The following is a 17,461-nucleotide window of genomic DNA, read 5'->3' as shown; positions in this document are numbered from 1 at the left end:
CGGGATGAGCGCGACCGACAAGCCCGGTTCAGGCGCCGCCCGGCGCGAACAGGCCTTGACCGAACATCTGCGGCGGGCCGCGTCGACGCCGGACGACGGCAAGCTGCTGCTCCAGGCCTGGACTGACGCCACCGACGCCGAGTGGCTGGCGCTGATCCAGCGCCTGATGCTGGAACGCGACCGCTGCACGTGGAACATGCTGCAGCATGCACTGCAGGCCCATCCCCGCTCCACTGCATTGCGTCAGGCGCAGGCGGGCCTGCTGCTCCAGCGTGGCGACGCCCGCGCCGCCGAAGAGCTGCTGCGGGCGCTGCTGGCGGAACCCTCGGCGCAGTTGGCCAGCAGTTTCGCGCTGGCGCGGCTGCTGAAGGGCCAGGGCCGCATGCGCGCGGTCGCCGACGTGATGCGCGGTGCGTTCCCTGCGTCCGGGGGCGACCTCGAACAGCGCATCCAGGCCATCGAGTTGCTGGACGACTGCGGGCGCAAGCACGATGCGGCGGACCTTGCGGAGGTGGAGATCGCGGCCGGTAATGCCGATCCGCGGCTGCATGCCTACGCCGGCATGCTGCAGGCGCAACTGGGCCGCTTCGACGTGGCGCGCGAGCGCTATGCCTTCGTGGCGGCCAACAGCCCGCAGGCTCCCGACTGGCACGTGCCGCAGGGGCTGGCGGGGCTGCAACGCTATGCCGATGCCGGTCATCCTGACTTTGCCCTGTTTCGCCGCTACCTGGCCGCGCCGTTGAACGACGACGCCCGCACGTCGCTGCTGTTTGCGCTGGGCAAGGCCCATGACGACATCGGCGAGTACGCCCAGGCGGCGCACTTCCTGCGCGACGCCAATTCCCGCGCCGCGGCCAAGGCGCACTGGTCGCGCAAGCGATGGGCGCGGAGCATCGAGGTTCGGCGCAAGCGTCGGCTGCCCGCGGTCACCCTTGAGCCCGAGCCGGGCTGGACGCCCGTGTTCATCGTCGGAGTACCGCGTTCGGGTACCACCCTGGTGGCGCGACAGCTGGCGGAGCATGCGCTGGTCTGCCATCGCGGCGAATCGCCGTGGCTGCCCGCGCTGGCCGAACGGATCGACGGCACGGAGGGCGGGGATTATCGGCAACGACTGGCTGACGCCGCAGCGACATACGCCGCACAGCTGCGCCAGGACGATGCGCCCGCGGCGCGCTGGTTCATCGACAAGCAGCCGCGCAACTTCCTGCATGTCGACCTGATCCTGTCCTTGTTCCCGAACGCGAGGATCATCCAGTGCCAGCGTCGCGCGCGCGACATCGCGCTGTCGCTGTGGATGCAGTCGTTCCACGACCGCAGCCTGGATTTCTCCTGCGACTTCGCCGACATCGCGGCCTACATCCGCGGCGCGCGTCAATTGATGGCCGGCTGGCAGGCACGCTACCCGCACGCCGTGCGAACGATCCGCTACGAGGAGCTGACGGCGGACCCGACGACATGCCTGGACGGGCTGACGCAATGGCTCGGCTTGCCGCTATCCCGGGTCGCACGCACCGACGACGATCACGCGATCAGCACCGCCAGCCTGTGGCAGGCGCGCCAGCCGGTCCACACGCACTCGGTCGATCGGTGGCGCTGTTACGCGCCGTTCCTGCCCGAGCTCATGCAGATCGCCGAGGACTGAGCCTGCACCGAAACGGCACGGCATCCGCCGCGAGGCCAGCGCGCCTGATTCGGGCGGGCAGGAGCGTGCACGCGCCGGACCTGCGATCGAAAGCCACGGGCGTGCTTCTTTTCGCGGACCGCGGATGCGGCTCAGTGACCGCCTTCCGTCGTGTAGCCCCAGTGGTCGAGCATGGGCCGCAGGATCGCCTGGGCCGGCGCCAGCGCCTCGCCGTAGCGCAGCCAGCGGCCCAGACCCTTGCGGTTGACCGGCTGGATCACCTGCGTATAGCTGGGCGTGGCGATGTAGCCCTTCTGCCGCGCGTGCCTGTCGAAATCGAGCAGCGGCGAGGCATCGTCCAGGCCAAGGAAATCACCGATGCGTTGCGTCTGCGCCGCCGGATCGGTCACCAGGTCCTCGTAGCGCGAGACCAGCACCGAAGGCTGGAAAACCTCGACGTGGTGGAGCCACGACTGCATCGCCTCGACGTAGGCCTGTGCCAGGCGCTCAAGTGAGGCACCGGCCGCCGCCAGCACGCTGGCACGATAGTTCTGCATGTAGTTGCTGATCAGCACGTCGCAGGGATGGCGCAGGGCCAGGATGAACCGTGCTTGCGGGAACAGGCGGTGGATCATCGGCAGCCACAGCATGTTCAACGGGTTCTTGTCGACCAGGCGACTGTCCCAGCGCCGGGCGATCTTCGAGCACACCATGGAGACGTAGCCCTTGCGCAGTTCGTCGCAGGCATGCTGGTCGAGCCGGGCGATATCGGCGGGCATGTGCAGGCCATGGTCCGCGAGTTGGTCGGCGAGCAGGTTGAAGAACGGCCGCTCGTCCATCGACTGCAAGGTCGGATGGGCATCCAGCATCTGCTCGAGCAGGGTGGTGCCGGAGCGCGGGAAGCCGACGATGAATACGGGCGAATCCTTCGACTCCGGGGCGGACAGGTGTGGCCAGCGCTGGTAATCCTCCCGCGTCACGCGGGCGACGGCAGCCGGCAGAAGCGGTGCGCCGGGTTCGAATCGCGCCGGCACCGCCTGCTTCAGCTCCTCTACCTGAAGGGCATGCGCCTCGGCCAGCGCAGCCAGGGTGGCCTCGACGTCACCGAGCTTGTCGCAAGCCTCGGCGAGCGCGAAATAGTGCGCGAAATCGTAGTCGTGGCGCGGACCGGTCTGCTCCAGCAGCTCGCGCGCGCCGGCATGATTGCCGCTGCGCGCCTCCAGTGCGGCGGACAGATGGGCAAGGTCGCGTCGCTGGGCGTCGTCGAGCTTCCCGGCCTGAGCGCTGATCTCCTGCATCACGGCGCGCGAGCGGTCGAGCTGGTTGACCCGCTCGTAGACCGCCGCCAGCAGCAACCGCGCGCCCAGTGAGGGCGTGGAGCGGGCGCAAAGGTCTTCCAGCAGCACCCGCGACGCGTTGGCATCGCCCATGACCAGTTTGAGATCCGCCAGTTGGGCCTGCAGCTCGTCATCCAGGGGCATCCACTCGCGCCAGTGCTCGGTGAGCTGGTCGGCCCGGTAATCGCGGCAGACCGCGCAGGCGCGCGCGGCATGGATGCGTGCCGCGACCGAGTCCGGCGCCAGCACCGTGGCCTTGAGCAGGGAGTCCCGCGCCGCCAGGAAGTCCCGGTCGTGGAACTGCAGCAGACCGCGGTTGATCCATTGCTCCGCATTGTCCGGCGCCAGCCGCAGCGCCATGTCGACGGCACGCGCCGCCTCGGCCAGCTGTCCGTCCTGGCGCAGCACGGTGGCGTAGTTGCCCCAGTGGACCGCGTCCCCGGGGCACAGCTCCACCAGCCGGGCGTAGACCGGCAGGGCGTCGGCCCGCCTGTTCTGATGCGATAGCGCGAGAGCCAGCAGGAACAAGGTGTCAGGGTCGTCTCCGCCTTGCGCCAGCGCCTGGCGGCACAACGCTTCGGCGACGTCCGGACGGCCGGTTTGCAGAGCAGCGATGATGTCTTGGTTGGTCACGATGGCACCAAAAAAAGAGCCGCGCAGGAACCCTGCGCGGCTCGTTGCAACGTTGTCAGCCGAAGCCGACGCGAACGATCAGAACTTCACTTCCACGCGGCCCCAGAAGTAGCGACCCTGCAGGTCGAAGTCGCTGGGGTCGGTGTTGGCGTTGAGCGTGTTGTTCGCATACAGGAACGGCGGCTGCTTGTCGGCGACGTTGTTCACGCCGAACGACACGCGGGTGTTGAGCGGCTCGATGTTGTAGCCGATCGACACGTCGCTGTAGATCGTCGAACCGAACTTCATCACGTAGTTGGGGTAGCTCGGGATCGGCGAAGCGGCGTAGCCCGGGACTGCGCGGCCCATCTGGAACCCACCGATGTAACGCATGCGCCAGGACGCATCCCAGTTGCCCAGGTTCCAGTTCACGAAGCCCTTGCCGCGCCAGCGCGGGAACAGGCAGACGCCGCCACCGCTCGGGCAGGAAGCCGATTCCGGCGAACCGTAGAAGCCGAAGTAACCGGCGTCATGATAGGTGACGTTGGCGTCCGAACCCGGCGCCGTCTGCTGGTCGTAACGGGTAAGGTAGGTGCCGTCCACGCCCACCACGAAGTTGCCGAAGCTGAACTGCGGCAGCTTGTAGCGCACCGAGAAGTCCACGCCGCTGGCGTCGGTACGGCCCAGGTTACCGGTCGGCTCGCCGATCTGGATGATCTGGCCCGGGTCGTTGGAGCTGAGCGGCTTGCGCGTGATCAGCGGGCAGAACTTGGTGTTGCCGGCATAGCACTGGTCAAGCACCGTCTGGGCACCGATCGAGGTGATCGTGTCGGTCAGGTACAGGCGCCAGTAGTCCGCGCTCATCGACAGGCCCGGAGCCCAGCTCGGCGAGTAGACCGCGCCGAAGTCGAACGAGCGACCCCGCTCCGGCCCGAGCGGGAAGTTGAAGTACTTCGAGCCGGCGGCGATGCCCTTGCTCTGCTGGCCCAGGGCCACGTCGCGATCGACGAAGGTGCCGTCGGTCGGCACGCCCACGCAGGCCGGGTTGCCGGCGGTGGTGATGCCGTCGCAGGGATCGTTGCTGAGCTTCGGCGCATCGCTGATCGGCGCGCCGAACACGTCGGACGTGGTCGGTGCGCGGAAGACGTCGGCCACCGTGCCACGCAGCAGCAGGTCCTGGATCGGCCGGTATTCCAGCGCAAACTTGAAGTTGTTGGTGCTGCCGAAGGTGCTGTACTTGGAGTAGCGGTCACCGATGGTGACGTTCAGCGCCTGGATGCCCGGCAGATTGCTGAGGACCGGGATGAACAACTCGGCGTGGCCTTCCTTCACGTTGTAGCCACCCTGGATGGGCGAGCTGCACTGGCTGCCCAGGGTGCAGTTGCCGGTTTCCGGGTCGAGCAGCAGCACCGGATCGATCGTGCTGTGGGTGTACTCCTTGCGGTACTCCGCACCCAAGGCGAGCTGCACCGTGCCGGCCGGCAGGTCGAACAGACCGCCGGTGAGGTTGGCGGAGTAGGTCTTCTGGATGTCGATCTGGTTGTTGATGGCCGGCGAGGCGATCTTCTGCAGCACGGCGACCGAGTTCGGATCGAACTGGTTGAACGGATTGAACGGAGTGCAACCGGCAATGATGTTGCCCGGCGTGCCGCACTTCACGACACCGTCGGTGTCCATGAACGACGGACCGAGATCCTTGTTCATCAGGTCGACGTTGGGCAGGCCGCGGGTGATCGTGTTCGAGGAAAGATGGCCGTAGTTGTAGCCGGCATCCCAGGTCCAGTTCTGGTCGAAGATGGTGAAGTCACCCTTCAGGCCCGTCGCCACCTGGTCGGTGGTCAGGCCGAAGTTGGCCGAACGGTTGCCGGCGGACACCAGGCGCAGGCGGAAGTCATTGCCATCCGGGTTGAAGTCCACGCCGAACGGGTTGTAGTAGCTGTCCTTGGAGATGTAACCGCCATAGACGACGCCGAACAGCGACGGGGCCAGCTGGAAGCCGGAGGTCGTCTTGTTGTGGTACGCGGTCAGGTAGGCCTCGACATGATCCGTCAGGTTGTAGGTGCCCTTGATGAAGCCGCTGGTGCGCTCCTGCGGGGTCTGGATCAGGTTGACCGTGGCGTAGTTGTACTTGTCGCTGTTGCCGAAGCAGTGGTAGTCGGTGTTGACGTTCTGGCCGCTGGCACCCGGATTCAGCGCCACGTTCTTGCAGCCGTACTGGGCCTGCAGCGCGGCCGGCAACTGGATGTTGCCGTAGGCCGGGAAGCTGGAACCGCCGATGTACGAGTAGATCGCGCTGTTCGGGCTGCCGGTGATCGAGACCGAGTTCTTCGAGAAGTCGCGGTTCGAAGCCTCCACGCCATCGGTCTTGTTGTAGTCGATGCCACCCATGATGCTGCCCTTGTCGCCGGTCTGACCGAACGTGAAGGAGTAGCCGGTGGACTTGCCGTCGTTGCGATCGGACTCGCCGTAGGTCGCCGAGAACTGCGCGCCCTGGTAGTCCTTCTTGAGCACGAAGTTGACCACGCCCGCGATCGCGTCGGAGCCGTAGACGGCGGACGCGCCGCTCGTCAGCACTTCAACGCGCTCGATCATGTCGACCGGGATCGTGTTCGGATCGGTGTTCACCACGCGGCGACCATCAACCAGGATCAAGGTGCGCTGCGAACCCAGGCCGCGCAGGCCGATCGAGGAGCCGCCGGTGCCGCCGGCGTTGTTGACCTGCGGGTTGACCACGCCGCCGGTGACGGAGGGCAGTTCCTGCACCAGGTCGCCCACGGTCAGCGCGCCAGTGGCCTTGATCTCCTGCGCGTCCATGACAACCACCGGGTTGGAGGTTTCCAGGTCGACACGGCGAATGTTGGAACCGGTGACCACCACCGTCTGCAGCGTCTGTGCCTTCTGGGTGCTGGGCTGGTTGGCCGCATCCTGGTTGCCCGTGTCCTGGGCGAAGGCCGTGCCGGAAGCACCGACCGCAATGACAGCACCCAGCGAAAGCGCCAGGCGAACTGCCGAAGAAAGTTTCTTGACCCCAAGTTTCATTACGACACCCTCCGAATTGATTTTTGTCATGGGCCTGCACCGCTCAGCCCAGAAGTACAACCCGACCTGTTCTCAGACCGATGGATTTCGGACCCATGAGCTCCCGATCCGCGCCGATACTAACAGGCAAATAACGCTATGTGAACCGACATCATACACTTGGCGAAGCGTCGTCATTCAGCCTTTGTTGAACCGTCTGGCGCGGCCGCTTCAGCATTTCGGCCGTGAAAAGCGGCGCGGCGGCCCGATGCTGCAATACAGCATCGGGCCGCCGCGAGAAGCAGGGGCAGGACGCGCCACCGCCCGGCCAGCCGTACCGCAAAAAGGTCGCACGTGCTCCGCTGACGGCCTTGGTGTGGCAGGCTACGTGCTATGTTCTGATGGTCACTCATGGCGGGGGCGACATGATGCGAATGGGCTTGGCAATCGACGCGGCCTGCGACCTGTCGCAGTCCTTCCTGGAACGGAACAACATCGCCGTCATGCCGATCACGGTGAAGATCGACGGCGAAACGTTCATGGACGATCGCAAGCCCGGCGAATTGCAGCGATTCATCGCTCGCCGGCTGGGCAGCCGCAGCCATTCGGCAGAGACCGAGCCCTGCCCGGTGGAGGACGTGCAGCAGTTGTTCCTGGGCAAGCTGGTGCTGGAACAGGATTGCGTGTTCTGCCTGACCATCACCGCCACGCGCAGCCCGATCAACGACAACGTCAACAAGGCGAGCTTCGCCATCCTGAAAAACTACCGCCAGGTCCGCGAGCAGGCCGGGGTGGCCGGACCGTTCATGATGCGCGTGATCGACACCCGCAACATCTTCGCCGGCGCCGCACCGGTGGTGTACGCGGCCACCCGCATGATCGCCGCCGGCGCCGCACCCGCGGCGATCCGCGAGCGGTTGCTGGATCTCGCCAACCACACCTACGGCTACATGCTGCCGCGCGACCTTTATTACATTCGCGCGCGTGCCAAGAAGAAGAACGATCGCAGCGTCAGCCTGTTCACCGCGATGCTGGGTTCGGCACTGGACATCAAGCCGATCCTGCGCTGCTTCCGCGGCGAGACCGGCCCGGTGGGCAAGGTGCGCGGCTTCGAGCAGGGCGCCGAAGCCCTGTTCGGCTACGCCGCCAAGCGGGTCAGGGCCGGCCTGCTGGTGCCGTTGGTCTGCGTCAGCTACGGCGGGGACCTGGCCGTGCTGGACCAGTTCCCCGGGTACGCCGAGCTGCGCGCGGCGTGCGAAGAAAGCGGCGTCGAACTGATGGAAGCCCCGATGAGCATCACCGGCATGGTGAATGTCGGCGAAGGCGCCGTGACCCTGGGCCTGGTGGCCGAGGAGCACGAACCGGAGTTCTGAGGCCGCCGCGCTGCGCGGCTCAGAACCCGTACGAGAGGAATCCGCCATCCACTGCCAGCACCTGGCCGGTGACGTAACCGGCGGCTGGCAGGCACAGGAAGGCGATCGCGGCGGCGACCTCCTCGGGCTCGCCGATCCGCCGCAGCGGGGTGCGGTCGAGCACCTCGTCCAGGTAATCCGGGTCGGCCAGCGCGGGCTCCGAGCGCTGGGTGCGGATGTACCACGGTGCGACCGCGTTGACGCGGATGCCGTCGACTGCCCACTCCGCCGCGAGGTTGCGGGTGAGCTGGTGCAGGGCCGCCTTGCTCATGCCGTAGGGCGAGCCGGTGCGCACGTGGGTGACCGCCGAAACCGAACCGACGTTGACGATCGCCGCATTGGCATGCTGGACCAGATGCGGATGGGCCAGCCGGCACATCGCGAAGGCGGAGAACAGGTTCTGCTCGAAGATGGCCTGGCAGGCTTCGTCGGTGTAATCCAGCGTGGCGGCGGGCTGGTTGCCGCCGGCGTTGTTGACCAGCAGTGACAGCGGCGCGCCCAGGTCGGCGATCCAGTCGAACACCGCCAGGCGCTCCTCTGCCTCCGCCAGGTCGGCGCCGCAGGCCAGCACCTGGACCGCGGGAAAGTCCTCGGCCAGCTCGACGCGCACCTGCTCCAGGTAGTCCTCGTCGCGCGCCACCAGCAGCAGGTCGGCGCCGAGACCGGCCAGTTCGCGCGCCGTGGCCAGGCCGATGCCCTTGCTCGCGCCGGTCACCAGGGCGGTATGCCCGCGCAGTTGCCACGCGTCCGCGCGGTTGTACGGGAGGCTGTTCATGGCGCCAGCTTAGCAACGTGTCCGTGCTCGCGCGCGGCTGCCGGCAACAGCTTGCCTGCCGCGTCGCGCGGCGGGACACTCGCGGCGTCATCTCGCCGAGAACCGCTCAATGAAGCCGCTGCCGATCCTGCTTTGCGTGCTGGCCCTGGCCGCCTGTTCGAACAAGCCGCCCGAGCCGGAGGCCAAGCCCGCCGCTGCCGCCAGCACGCCCTTCGATGCGCTGAAGGCGGACGAGCAGCGGGCGAAGGACGTGCAGAAACTGGTCGACAAGCACGCCGAGGAGCAGCGCAAGCAGATCGAGGCGCAACAGCAGTAACGCCCGCGCCTCAGCGCGGACTGCACAGGCAGTCGGCGTAGATGTTCGGCGTACCGGCCCTGGCGTGGCGCAGCAGCTCAAGCTCCGGCGCCAGCTCGGGCAATTGCGCGAACCAGCGCGGCAGGCGCACGCCCCACGATTGCAACACGCGCGTGGCGGCCTCGTGGTTGAGGTTGACCAGGAAGCGCTCGAAACCGCCCAGCGGGGCCTCCTCGTAGCGCACCGGATAATCCTTGCCGAGCTTGGCCAGCGTCGCGGCCTCGATCACGGCGTCGCGCAGCCCGCCGAGCCGGTCGACGAGGCCGCGCTCGAGTGCCTGACGGCCGGTCCACACGCGGCCCTGCGCGATCGCGTCGATGGCCTGGTACGTCTTGCCGCGAGCCGCGGCGACCTTGCCGACGAAATCGCGGTAGCCCTTGTCGATGACGGCCTGGATCACCGTGCCGACCTTCGGATCGAGCGGGCGGGTGATGTCGAAGGCTCCGGCCATCGGGCCGGTGGCGACGCCGTCGCTGTGGATGCCGAGCTTGGCCAGCGTGCCGGGCACCGTGTAATACATGCCGAAGATGCCGATCGAGCCGGTGATGGTGTTCGGCTCGGCCAGGATGCGATTGGCGTTCATCGAGATCCAGTAGCCGCCGCTGGCCGCCACGTTGCCCATCGACACCACCACCGGGATGCCGGCCGCGCGGGTCTGCGCCACTTCGCGGCGAATTTCCTCGGCGGCGTAGACCTCGCCGCCGGGCGAATTCACGCGCAGCACCAATGCCTTGGTGCGGTGGTCCTCGCGCGCGGCGCGGATCAGCGCGGCGGTGGACTCGCCGCCGATCGTGCCCGGCGCGCGCTTGCCGCCGACGATCTCGCCTTCGGCCACCACGACCGTCACGCCGGGCGCGAGCAGCTTGCCCTCGCGCGGCAGGTGGTCGAGGTAGCGCGCCAGATCGACCTGGCGGAAGCCCCGCTGCTTCTCCCCGGCCGGCACGCCTTGCCCGCGCAGCATCGCGATCAGCTCGGCGCGGGTGGCGGTGCCGTCGATCAGATGCTGGTCCAGCGCCAGTTTGGCCAGATCGCCCTGGGTGCTGGCGATGTGCTGCGGCAGGTTGTCGACGTCGTCGCGCAGCGCGGCCGGGTCGATCTTGCGCAGGCCGGCCACCTCGTCGAGGTAGCCGTCCCACAAGCCGTCCATCCAGTAGCTGTCGGCCTGCTTCGCCTCGGCCGAGGCGTGGTCGAGGATGTACGGTTCGGCCGCGCTCTTGAACTCGCCGACGCGGAACAGGTGCACGTCGACGCCGAGCTTGTCGAGCAGATCCTTGTAGAACAGGCGGTAGTTGGCCAGCCCGGTGAGCATCACGCCGCCCTGCGGGTCGAGCAGCACCCGGTCGGCGTGGGCAGCGAGGTAATACTGGCCCTGGTCGAGATTGACGCCCCAGGCGATCACCGGCTTGCCGGCGGCACGGAAACGGTCCAGCGCCGCGCCCACCTCGCGCAACGCCGCGAAGCCGCTGCTGTCCAGATCGCCTGGCAAGAGCAGGATGCGGCTGATCCGCACATCCTTCGCCGCGGCGTCGATCGCGCCGACCAGATCGCGCAGTTGCACCTGACTGACGTCTTCGCCGGAGAGCCGCGACATCGCCCGCTGCAGCGGCGCGGCGCTGTATTGCTCGACCAGTTGCCCCTGCGGCTTGAGCACCAGCACGCTGCCCGGCAGTACGCCATGCTCGTCGGCGGCGGTCACGGCCACCACCAGAATGAGCACGATCGCCAGGAACGCGAAGAACACCACGTTGATGATGATCAGCCGCACCACGTTGAGACCGTGCCCCAGTTGCTGCAGCGCGCTGCGGCGGCGGGACGGGGGCGGCAGGGGTGGAGTCATGGAAAGGGTCCCGGAGATCAGGCGTCAAGCGTAACCGGTCGGGCCACGGCGGTCATGGCGGCCGCTCGCCAGCGCTGCTTCCACGCGCTGCGCCAGAACCGCACGAACAGCATCACCGCCGCCACCGACAGGCCCGCGATCAGGCCGACCCACATGCCGCGCGCGCCCATGCCGTGGTGGAAGGCCAGCCACCAGCCCACCGGCATGCCCACCACCCAGTACGAGAACAAGGTGATCGCCATCGGCACGCGGGTGTCCTTCAACCCGCGCAGCGCGCCGTTGGCGGCGACCTGGACGCCATCGGAGAACTGGAACAGTCCGGCCAGCATGATCAGCTGCGCGGCCAGCGCGATCACCCGGTTGTCGTGCGTATACAGCGACGCGATGAAGTGCGGCAGGCTCAGCATCAGCGCCGCCGACAGCAGTTGCGTCCCGAGCGTCAGGCCGATGCCGCAGAAGCCGGCGTAGCGCACCCCCTGCTCGTCGCCGCGACCCACCGCGTTGCCCACCCGCACGGTGATTGCCATCGCCAGGCCCAGCGGGATCATGAAGAACAGCGAGGCGATGTTGATGGCCACCTGGTGGCTGGCGATCACGTCCTCGCCCAGGGTGGCGATGATCAGCGCGGTGGCCACGAACAATCCGGCCTCGGCCAGCAGCGTCACCGCCATCGGTGCCCCGATATGCACCAGTTGGCCGATCCGGTGCAGGTCCGGCCACTCGAAGCGCTCGAACAGGCCCAGCCCGCGGTAGTTGCGCCGGAAGATCACGTAGATGCCGAACGCCAGCAACTCCAGCCACAGCACGATCGCGGTGGCCACGCCGCAGCCGTGCGCGCCCTGCGGCGGGATGCCCAGCTTGCCGAACATCAATACATAGCCCAGCGGCACCAGCAGCACCAGCCCGCCGAGGCTGAAGTACATCGACGGCCGCGTCATCGACAGGCCTTCGGACAGGCCGCGCAAGGCGAAATAGCAAGTCAGCGCCGGCGCGCCCCAGCTGATGGCCAGCAGGAAGCGCTGCACGTCGTGGCGCAGGCTCGCGGTCACCCCGATCAGCTCGATCAGCGGCTCCGCATGGCGCACCGCGAACCAGAGCAGCGCGCCCATGCCCAGCGCCAGCCACAGCGCCTGGTGGAACACCGCGCCGACCTCATGGCGCCGACCGGCACCGTCCAGCTGCGCCACCGACGGCGGCACCGCCATCATCATGCCGATGCCGCAGACGATCGCCAGCGACCAGATGCTGGCGCCCACCGCCACCGCGCCCAGCACGTGCGCGCTGACGTGGCCGGCCAGCACCGCGTCGATCACGTTGCTGCCGACCGCCGCCAGCTGCGCGGCGATCAACGGCAGCGCCAGGCGCACGGTGGCGCGCACCTCATGCCGCAGGCGCGCACGCTCGGGACGAAACGGATTCATGACACGATCTGACTCCAGGGCCGCGCATTTTACCCGAGCCATCGGTCATGGGTACGACGCGGCCCGCCTGTGCGAAGATCGGCGGCGCCGTTGCCCGGGGACCCCGATGCCGCAAGCCCTCACCTTGCCCACCGAAAGCCACTGTGCCAATTGCGGCGCCGTGCTGCAGGGCGAGTTCTGCCACGCCTGCGGACAATCGGTACGCAGCGTGCTGCGGCCGGTGCACGGCATGCTGGAGGACACACTCGACCTGGTGGCCAACTGGGACGGCCGCGTGGTGCACACCTTGCCGCCGCTCCTGCTGCGGCCGGGCTTCCTCACCCTGGAGTACTTCGCCGGCCGCCGCGTGCGCTACCTGGCGCCGTTCCGCACCATGTTCCTGTTGTGCCTGGCCGCATTCTTCCTGCTGCCGATGGCGCTGGATACCGGCGGCGCCGCGGACACGCCGATGAAGGTGACCGTGGCCGGCGCGAGCTTCCAGGATGCGAAAACCCCGGCCGAGGTGGATCGCCTGCTGAAGAAGCAGCTCAAGCAGTTCGCGCCGACCGAGCAGATCCCGGTGGTCGGTTCGCTGGCCGCGCAGCAACTGGACAAGGCGCGCCTGCAACTGACCCGCGAGGCGATGCAGCGGCGCATCGCGCTGGGCGACACCACCGCGGTGGTGCCGCAGACGGTTGCCGACCTGCCCGCGCTGCCGGCCCCGCGCGCGCCCTCCGAAGCGGCCCGGCACAATCCGCTGGACATGGCCTGGGACGCGCAGAAATACCCGGTCCACGTGAGCTGGCTGCCCGATTTCCTCAACACGCGGATGAACCGGTCGTTGCAGCGCATGCACGACAACCTCGCCGCCATGCGCGGTCCGGGCGATCATTCCGCCGTCAAGGCACGCCTGCTGGGCCAGGTGCTCGCCGCCCTGCCGGGGACGATGTTCTTCATGCTGCCGGCGTTCGCCCTGCTGCTGAAGGTGATGTACCTGTTCCGCCGCCGCCTGTACGTCGAGCATCTCATCGTGGCCCTGCACAGCCACGCCTTCCTGTTCCTGTGCCTGCTGCTGGGGGTGCTGTTCCAGTTGCTGGCGGTGGCGCTGGAGCCACACGCGCCCTGGCTTTCCACGCCGCTGGGCTGGCTGATCAACGCACTCTGGATCTGGGCGCCGATCTACCTGCTGGTGATGCAGAAGCGCGTCTACCGGCAGGGCTGGCCGATGACGGTGCTGAAGTATCTGGTGGTCGGCTGGTGCTACTGCTGGCTGTTGGCGTTCGCCATCCTCGGCGCCGCCGCGATGGGCTTGGCGGAATGAGCGCCCGGGGAGGTTTTGCACAGCACCGCAACGCCCGGCAAGGATGTGACGGGCATTTGTCGATTCTGTGAACGGTGACCGAACCCGTTTTGCAAGTCGTTGAATAAAATCCGGTTTTATTCATGACGAAAAGCTCACCAAGCCGTCACGGAAGGCGCCACGACGGGCTTCGCGGGCTGCGCTCCCCGCCGCATCCACAGAGTTATCCACAGCGATTGTGGATAAGCATGAAAACACCGTAGCCATAGCAACTTACCCGGAACTTCTCGACCTTCGGCCAGCAAGTGCACGCAACTCGACGGGTCGCTGCGGGTGCCGGCGGGGCGGGCCGAAAAGCACCCTCGGTTACACTGGCGGACGCCATCGAGGTCCCCATGCCGACCGTTCTTCGCGTCGCCCTGCCGCTGCCGCTGCCCACCCTGTTCGACTACCTGCCGCCCGCCGGGGATGTGCCGCACCCGGGCAGCCGGGTGCTGGTGCCGTTCGGCCGCGACAAGCTGGTCGGCGTGGTGGTGGAGAGCGGTGTCGAATCGACGCTGGACGGCCCCCGGCTCAAACCGGTGCTGCGGGCGCTGGACGACGACCCCCTGCTCGACGCCGAACTGCTGCAGACGCTGGCCTGGGCCACCGACTACTGGCTGGGCGCGCCGGGCGAGGTCTGCACCAATGCGCTGCCGCTGGCGCTGCGCGAAGCCCGGCCGCTGCCGGCAATCGGCGAGGAATACTGGGCGCTCACCGCAACCGGCCGCGAAGCGCTCGCGGCCGGCAGTCGCCGCGGCGGCAGCCGCGCCCTGCTGGCTCTGCTGGCTGACGGCGCGCTCGGCGCGCAGGAGCTCAACGAGCGCCAGAGCGGCTGGCGCGAGGCCGCCCGGCGCCTCGCCGCTGCCAACCTGGTCGAGCGCCGCGACCGACCGCCGACCGAACCGCGTGCCCCCCCATCGACGGCTCCCGTCCTCAGCGACGAGCAGCAGCAAGCGGTGGCCGCCGTCGGGGCCAGCCTCGGCCAGTACCAGCCGTTCCTGCTCGATGGCGTCACCGGCAGCGGCAAGACCGAGGTCTACCTGGCGCTGATCGAGCAGGTGCTGGCGCAAGGCCGCCAGGCGCTGCTGCTGGTGCCGGAGATCGGCCTGGCGCCGCAGACCGTGCGCCGCCTGCGCGAGCGGCTGGGCGTGGCGGTGGAGGTGCTGCACTCCAATCTCGCCGAAGGCAACCGCGCGCGCGCCTGGCTGCGTGCCCGTGCCGGCACCGCGCGGGTGATCCTGGGCACGCGTTCGGCGATCTTCACGCCGCTGCCGCAGGCCGGCCTGATCATCGTCGACGAGGAGCACGACGCCTCCTACAAGCAGCAGGAAGGCTTTCGCTACCACGCCCGCGACCTGGCCGTGGTGCGCGCCCGCGCGCTGGGCGTCCCGGTGCTGCTGGGCTCGGGCACGCCGTCACTGGAGTCGTTGGCCAACGCCGAGGCCGGCCGCTACCGCCAGCTGCACCTGCGCGCGCGACCCGGCGCGGTGCGGGCGCCGCAGGTGCAGATCATCGACATCCGCGCCCAGCGGCTGCAGCACGGCTTGTCGCCGGCGCTGCTGAGTGCGGTGGCCGAGACGATCGCGCGCGGCGAGCAGGCGCTGGTATTCCGCAACCGCCGCGGCTATGCGCCGGTGCTGCTGTGCCACGCCTGCGGCTGGCACGCCGAATGCCCGAGCTGCCAGCGCCCGCTGACCCTGCACGCGGGGCGGCGCCAGCTGATCTGCCATCACTGCGACCGCCGCCAGCGCATGCCCACGGCGTGCCCGGCCTGCGGCGCCGTTGAACTGACCGCCCAGGGCCACGGCACCGAACGGCTGGAAGAAGCGCTGCTGGCGCACTTCCCCGGAGTGCCGGTGCTGCGCGTGGATCGCGAAACCACCCGGCGCAAGGATGCCCTCGAGACGATGCTGGCGACGCTGGACGACGCCCAGCCGGCGATCCTGGTCGGCACCCAGATGCTGGCCAAGGGCCACGACCTGCCCAACCTCACCCTGGTCGCGATCGTCGGCGTGGACGAGGGCCTGCACAGCGTGGACTTCCGCGCCGAGGAACGGCTGGCGCAACTGGTGGTGCAGGTCGCCGGCCGCGCCGGCCGCGCGCGCAAGCCCGGGCAGGTGCTGCTGCAGACGCACCAGCCCGACCACCCGCTGCTGCGCAACCTGCTCGCCCACGGCTACGCGGCCACGGCGCGCGAGCTGCTGGCCGAGCGCCGGCTGACCGGGCTGCCACCCTTCAGCCACCAGGTGCTGCTGCGTGCCGAGGCGACCGCGCGCGAGGCGGTCGATGCGTTCCTTGCCGCCGCTCATGCCGCGCTGCCCGCCGGCGCGGCGCTGCAGATCGCCGGCCCGATGCCGGCGCCGATGGCGCTGCGCGCCGGGCGCCAGCGTGGCCAGTTGCTGATCGAATCGGCCAGTCGCGCGGGCTTGCGCAACGTGTTGCGGCCGTGGCAACTGGCGCTGGGCGCACTGCCGACCGCACGCAAGGTGCGCTGGTCGCTGGACGTCGACCCGATCGACCTGTACTGACGGACTTCAGTCAGCGTCCGGTGCCGGCGAACGCGGCGGGATCAGCCAGCGCACCGCCAGCACGCCCACCTCGTACAGCAGGCACATCGGGATGCCCAGCATCAGCATCGAGGTGATGTCCGGCGGCGTGATCACCGCGGCCACGCCGAAGGCGCCCACGATCGCGTAGCGGCGGCCGCTGCGCAGCTTGTCCAGATCCACCACGCCGATCGCCGCCAGCACCACCACCGCCACCGGCACCTCGAAACACAGGCCGAAGGCGAAGAACATCAGCATCACGAAATCCAGGTACTGGCTGATGTCGGTCATCATCTCCACGCCATTGGGCGTGACCGCCACCAGGAAGCGGAACGCCGCCGGCAGCACCAGGAAATAGGCAAACGCGCAGCCGAGATAGAACAGCGCCATCGCCGCCACCAGCAGCGGCCGCGCCAGGCGTTTCTCGTGCTTGTACAGGCCGGGGCTGACGAACGCCCACAACTGGTACAGGATCACCGGCATGCTGATGAACAGCGCCAGGTAGAAGGCCAGCTTCAACGGCGTGATGAACGGGCTGGTGACGCCGGTGGCGATCAGGTGCGCGCCTTCGGGCAGGCGCGCCACCAGCGGCGCAGCCAGTTGCGAATAGAGCCGGTTGGCGAACGGCACCAGCGCCAGCAGTACCAGCACCAGCGCGGCCAGCGACTTGAGCAGGCGCGTGCGCAGTTCGAGCAGATGGGAGAACAGCCCCTGCTGCAGGTCGCCCTCCGGCCCGGATTCGGGTGTGTCAGCGGTCGCCATGGGCCACCTGGCGGGTCGGGGCCGCGGGTCGGTCGGCCGTCGGCTCGCCCAGTGGCAATTCGGCCTGCGGGCCGGGTTCGGCGGGCTCCTCCGCGGGAGCGGCGACCGGCTCGTTCAGCGATTCGCCGGCTGCGGCGACTTCACCGACGATCTGCGCCAGCGGTTCGCGCACCTGGCCCACGCCGTCCTTGACCTGCTGCTGCGCGGCTTCGGCCTGCGCCGCCGCCTCGCGCGCGGCGCGGCGGATCTCCTCGACCTGCAATTCGCGCTCCACCTCGGCGCGCACGTCGTCCCAGCCGCGGCGCACGCGGCGCATCAGCGCGCCGGCGGTGCGCGCCGCACCGGGCAACTTCTCCGGGCCGAGCACGATCAGGGCGATCAACGCGAGCAGGACCAGTTTGCCGAGGCTGAACTCGATCATCGTCGCGCACCAGCCGCCGCCGG

General features: G+C 68.6%; 12 protein-coding genes. 5 read left to right on the top strand and 7 right to left on the bottom strand.

Annotated elements, in window-relative coordinates; all coding sequences use genetic code 11:
• Positions 1 to 4: 4 nt before the first annotated feature.
• On the top strand, positions 5 to 1,642 hold the full coding sequence (locus ACFCQI_RS08885) for a tetratricopeptide repeat-containing sulfotransferase family protein (protein ID WP_395121080.1): 1,638 nt from the start codon (positions 5 to 7) through the stop codon (positions 1,640 to 1,642).
• Positions 1,643 to 1,773: 131 nt separating this feature from the next.
• On the opposite strand, the gene ACFCQI_RS08880 is transcribed toward ACFCQI_RS08885, so the two are convergent.
• A complete protein-coding gene (locus tag ACFCQI_RS08880; protein WP_395121079.1) occupies positions 1,774 to 3,591 on the bottom strand; it encodes a sulfotransferase in 1,818 nt (605 codons plus the stop codon).
• A gap of 78 nt (positions 3,592 to 3,669) precedes the next feature.
• The gene (locus tag ACFCQI_RS08875; protein ID WP_395121078.1) at positions 3,670 to 6,609 is read right to left on the bottom strand and encodes a TonB-dependent receptor plug domain-containing protein; all 2,940 of its coding nucleotides are present in this window, start codon (positions 6,607 to 6,609) and stop codon (positions 3,670 to 3,672) included.
• Positions 6,610 to 7,016: 407 nt separating this feature from the next.
• Here ACFCQI_RS08875 and ACFCQI_RS08870 point away from each other — a divergent pair, with 407 nt between their 5' ends.
• A complete protein-coding gene (locus ACFCQI_RS08870; protein WP_395121320.1) occupies positions 7,017 to 7,961 on the top strand; it encodes a DegV family protein in 945 nt (314 codons plus the stop codon).
• Between the two features lie 19 nt (positions 7,962 to 7,980).
• Here the strand turns inward: ACFCQI_RS08870 and ACFCQI_RS08865 are convergent, their stop codons facing one another.
• Positions 7,981 to 8,775, bottom strand: coding sequence for an SDR family oxidoreductase (locus ACFCQI_RS08865; RefSeq protein ID WP_136257229.1), 795 nt, complete (start codon positions 8,773 to 8,775; stop codon positions 7,981 to 7,983).
• 109 nt (positions 8,776 to 8,884) lie between these two features.
• Between ACFCQI_RS08865 and ACFCQI_RS08860 the strand changes: the two genes are divergently transcribed.
• Positions 8,885 to 9,091 (top strand): hypothetical protein, encoded by a 207-nt coding sequence (locus ACFCQI_RS08860; protein ID WP_395121077.1) that lies wholly within the window; start codon positions 8,885 to 8,887, stop codon positions 9,089 to 9,091.
• Positions 9,092 to 9,101: 10 nt separating this feature from the next.
• Here the strand turns inward: ACFCQI_RS08860 and sppA are convergent, their stop codons facing one another.
• On the bottom strand, positions 9,102 to 10,967 hold the full coding sequence (sppA, locus tag ACFCQI_RS08855; protein ID WP_395121076.1) for a signal peptide peptidase SppA: 1,866 nt from the start codon (positions 10,965 to 10,967) through the stop codon (positions 9,102 to 9,104).
• Positions 10,968 to 10,984: 17 nt separating this feature from the next.
• On the bottom strand, positions 10,985 to 12,388 hold the full coding sequence (locus ACFCQI_RS08850; protein WP_395121075.1) for an MATE family efflux transporter: 1,404 nt from the start codon (positions 12,386 to 12,388) through the stop codon (positions 10,985 to 10,987).
• Between the two features lie 106 nt (positions 12,389 to 12,494).
• On the opposite strand from ACFCQI_RS08850, the gene ACFCQI_RS08845 reads away from it, so the two are divergent.
• Together ACFCQI_RS08845 and ACFCQI_RS08840 are read left to right on the top strand one after the other, a co-directional pair.
• Positions 12,495 to 13,688: a DUF3667 domain-containing protein gene (locus tag ACFCQI_RS08845; RefSeq protein WP_395121074.1), complete on the top strand. Its 1,194-nt coding sequence runs from the start codon at positions 12,495 to 12,497 to the stop codon at positions 13,686 to 13,688.
• Between the two features lie 374 nt (positions 13,689 to 14,062).
• Complete coding sequence (locus ACFCQI_RS08840) at positions 14,063 to 16,237, top strand: primosomal protein N' (protein WP_395121073.1); 2,175 nt, start codon at positions 14,063 to 14,065, stop codon at positions 16,235 to 16,237.
• A gap of 6 nt (positions 16,238 to 16,243) precedes the next feature.
• On the opposite strand, the gene tatC is transcribed toward ACFCQI_RS08840, so the two are convergent.
• Both tatC and tatB read right to left on the bottom strand, forming a co-directional pair.
• Complete coding sequence (gene tatC / locus ACFCQI_RS08835) at positions 16,244 to 17,017, bottom strand: twin-arginine translocase subunit TatC (RefSeq protein WP_395121072.1); 774 nt, start codon at positions 17,015 to 17,017, stop codon at positions 16,244 to 16,246.
• Positions 17,004 to 17,438 (bottom strand): Sec-independent protein translocase protein TatB, encoded by a 435-nt coding sequence (tatB, locus tag ACFCQI_RS08830; RefSeq protein ID WP_395121071.1) that lies wholly within the window; start codon positions 17,436 to 17,438, stop codon positions 17,004 to 17,006. The genes tatC and tatB overlap by 14 nt, the downstream gene beginning before the upstream one ends.
• Positions 17,439 to 17,461: the final 23 nt, after the last annotated feature.

The organism is Rhodanobacter sp. FW102-FHT14D06 (assembly GCF_043950705.1).
In the GTDB taxonomy this organism is placed as follows: Bacteria; Pseudomonadota; Gammaproteobacteria; order Xanthomonadales; family Rhodanobacteraceae; genus Rhodanobacter.
This window is presented reverse-complemented; position numbering and strand designations above follow the sequence as displayed.

Coding starts and splice junctions, on each gene's coding strand:
- ACFCQI_RS08885 (WP_395121080.1), top strand. CDS start 5: ATGAGCGCGACCGACAAGCCCGGTTCAGGCGCCGCCCGGCGCGAACAG.
- ACFCQI_RS08875 (WP_395121078.1), bottom strand. CDS start 6,609: ATGAAACTTGGGGTCAAGAAACTTTCTTCGGCAGTTCGCCTGGCGCTT.
- ACFCQI_RS08870 (WP_395121320.1), top strand. CDS start 7,017: ATGCGAATGGGCTTGGCAATCGACGCGGCCTGCGACCTGTCGCAGTCC.
- ACFCQI_RS08865 (WP_136257229.1), bottom strand. CDS start 8,775: ATGAACAGCCTCCCGTACAACCGCGCGGACGCGTGGCAACTGCGCGGG.
- ACFCQI_RS08860 (WP_395121077.1), top strand. CDS start 8,885: ATGAAGCCGCTGCCGATCCTGCTTTGCGTGCTGGCCCTGGCCGCCTGT.
- sppA (WP_395121076.1), bottom strand. CDS start 10,967: ATGACTCCACCCCTGCCGCCCCCGTCCCGCCGCCGCAGCGCGCTGCAG.
- ACFCQI_RS08850 (WP_395121075.1), bottom strand. CDS start 12,388: ATGAATCCGTTTCGTCCCGAGCGTGCGCGCCTGCGGCATGAGGTGCGC.
- ACFCQI_RS08845 (WP_395121074.1), top strand. CDS start 12,495: ATGCCGCAAGCCCTCACCTTGCCCACCGAAAGCCACTGTGCCAATTGC.
- ACFCQI_RS08840 (WP_395121073.1), top strand. CDS start 14,063: ATGCCGACCGTTCTTCGCGTCGCCCTGCCGCTGCCGCTGCCCACCCTG.
- tatC (WP_395121072.1), bottom strand. CDS start 17,017: ATGGCGACCGCTGACACACCCGAATCCGGGCCGGAGGGCGACCTGCAG.
- tatB (WP_395121071.1), bottom strand. CDS start 17,438: ATGATCGAGTTCAGCCTCGGCAAACTGGTCCTGCTCGCGTTGATCGCC.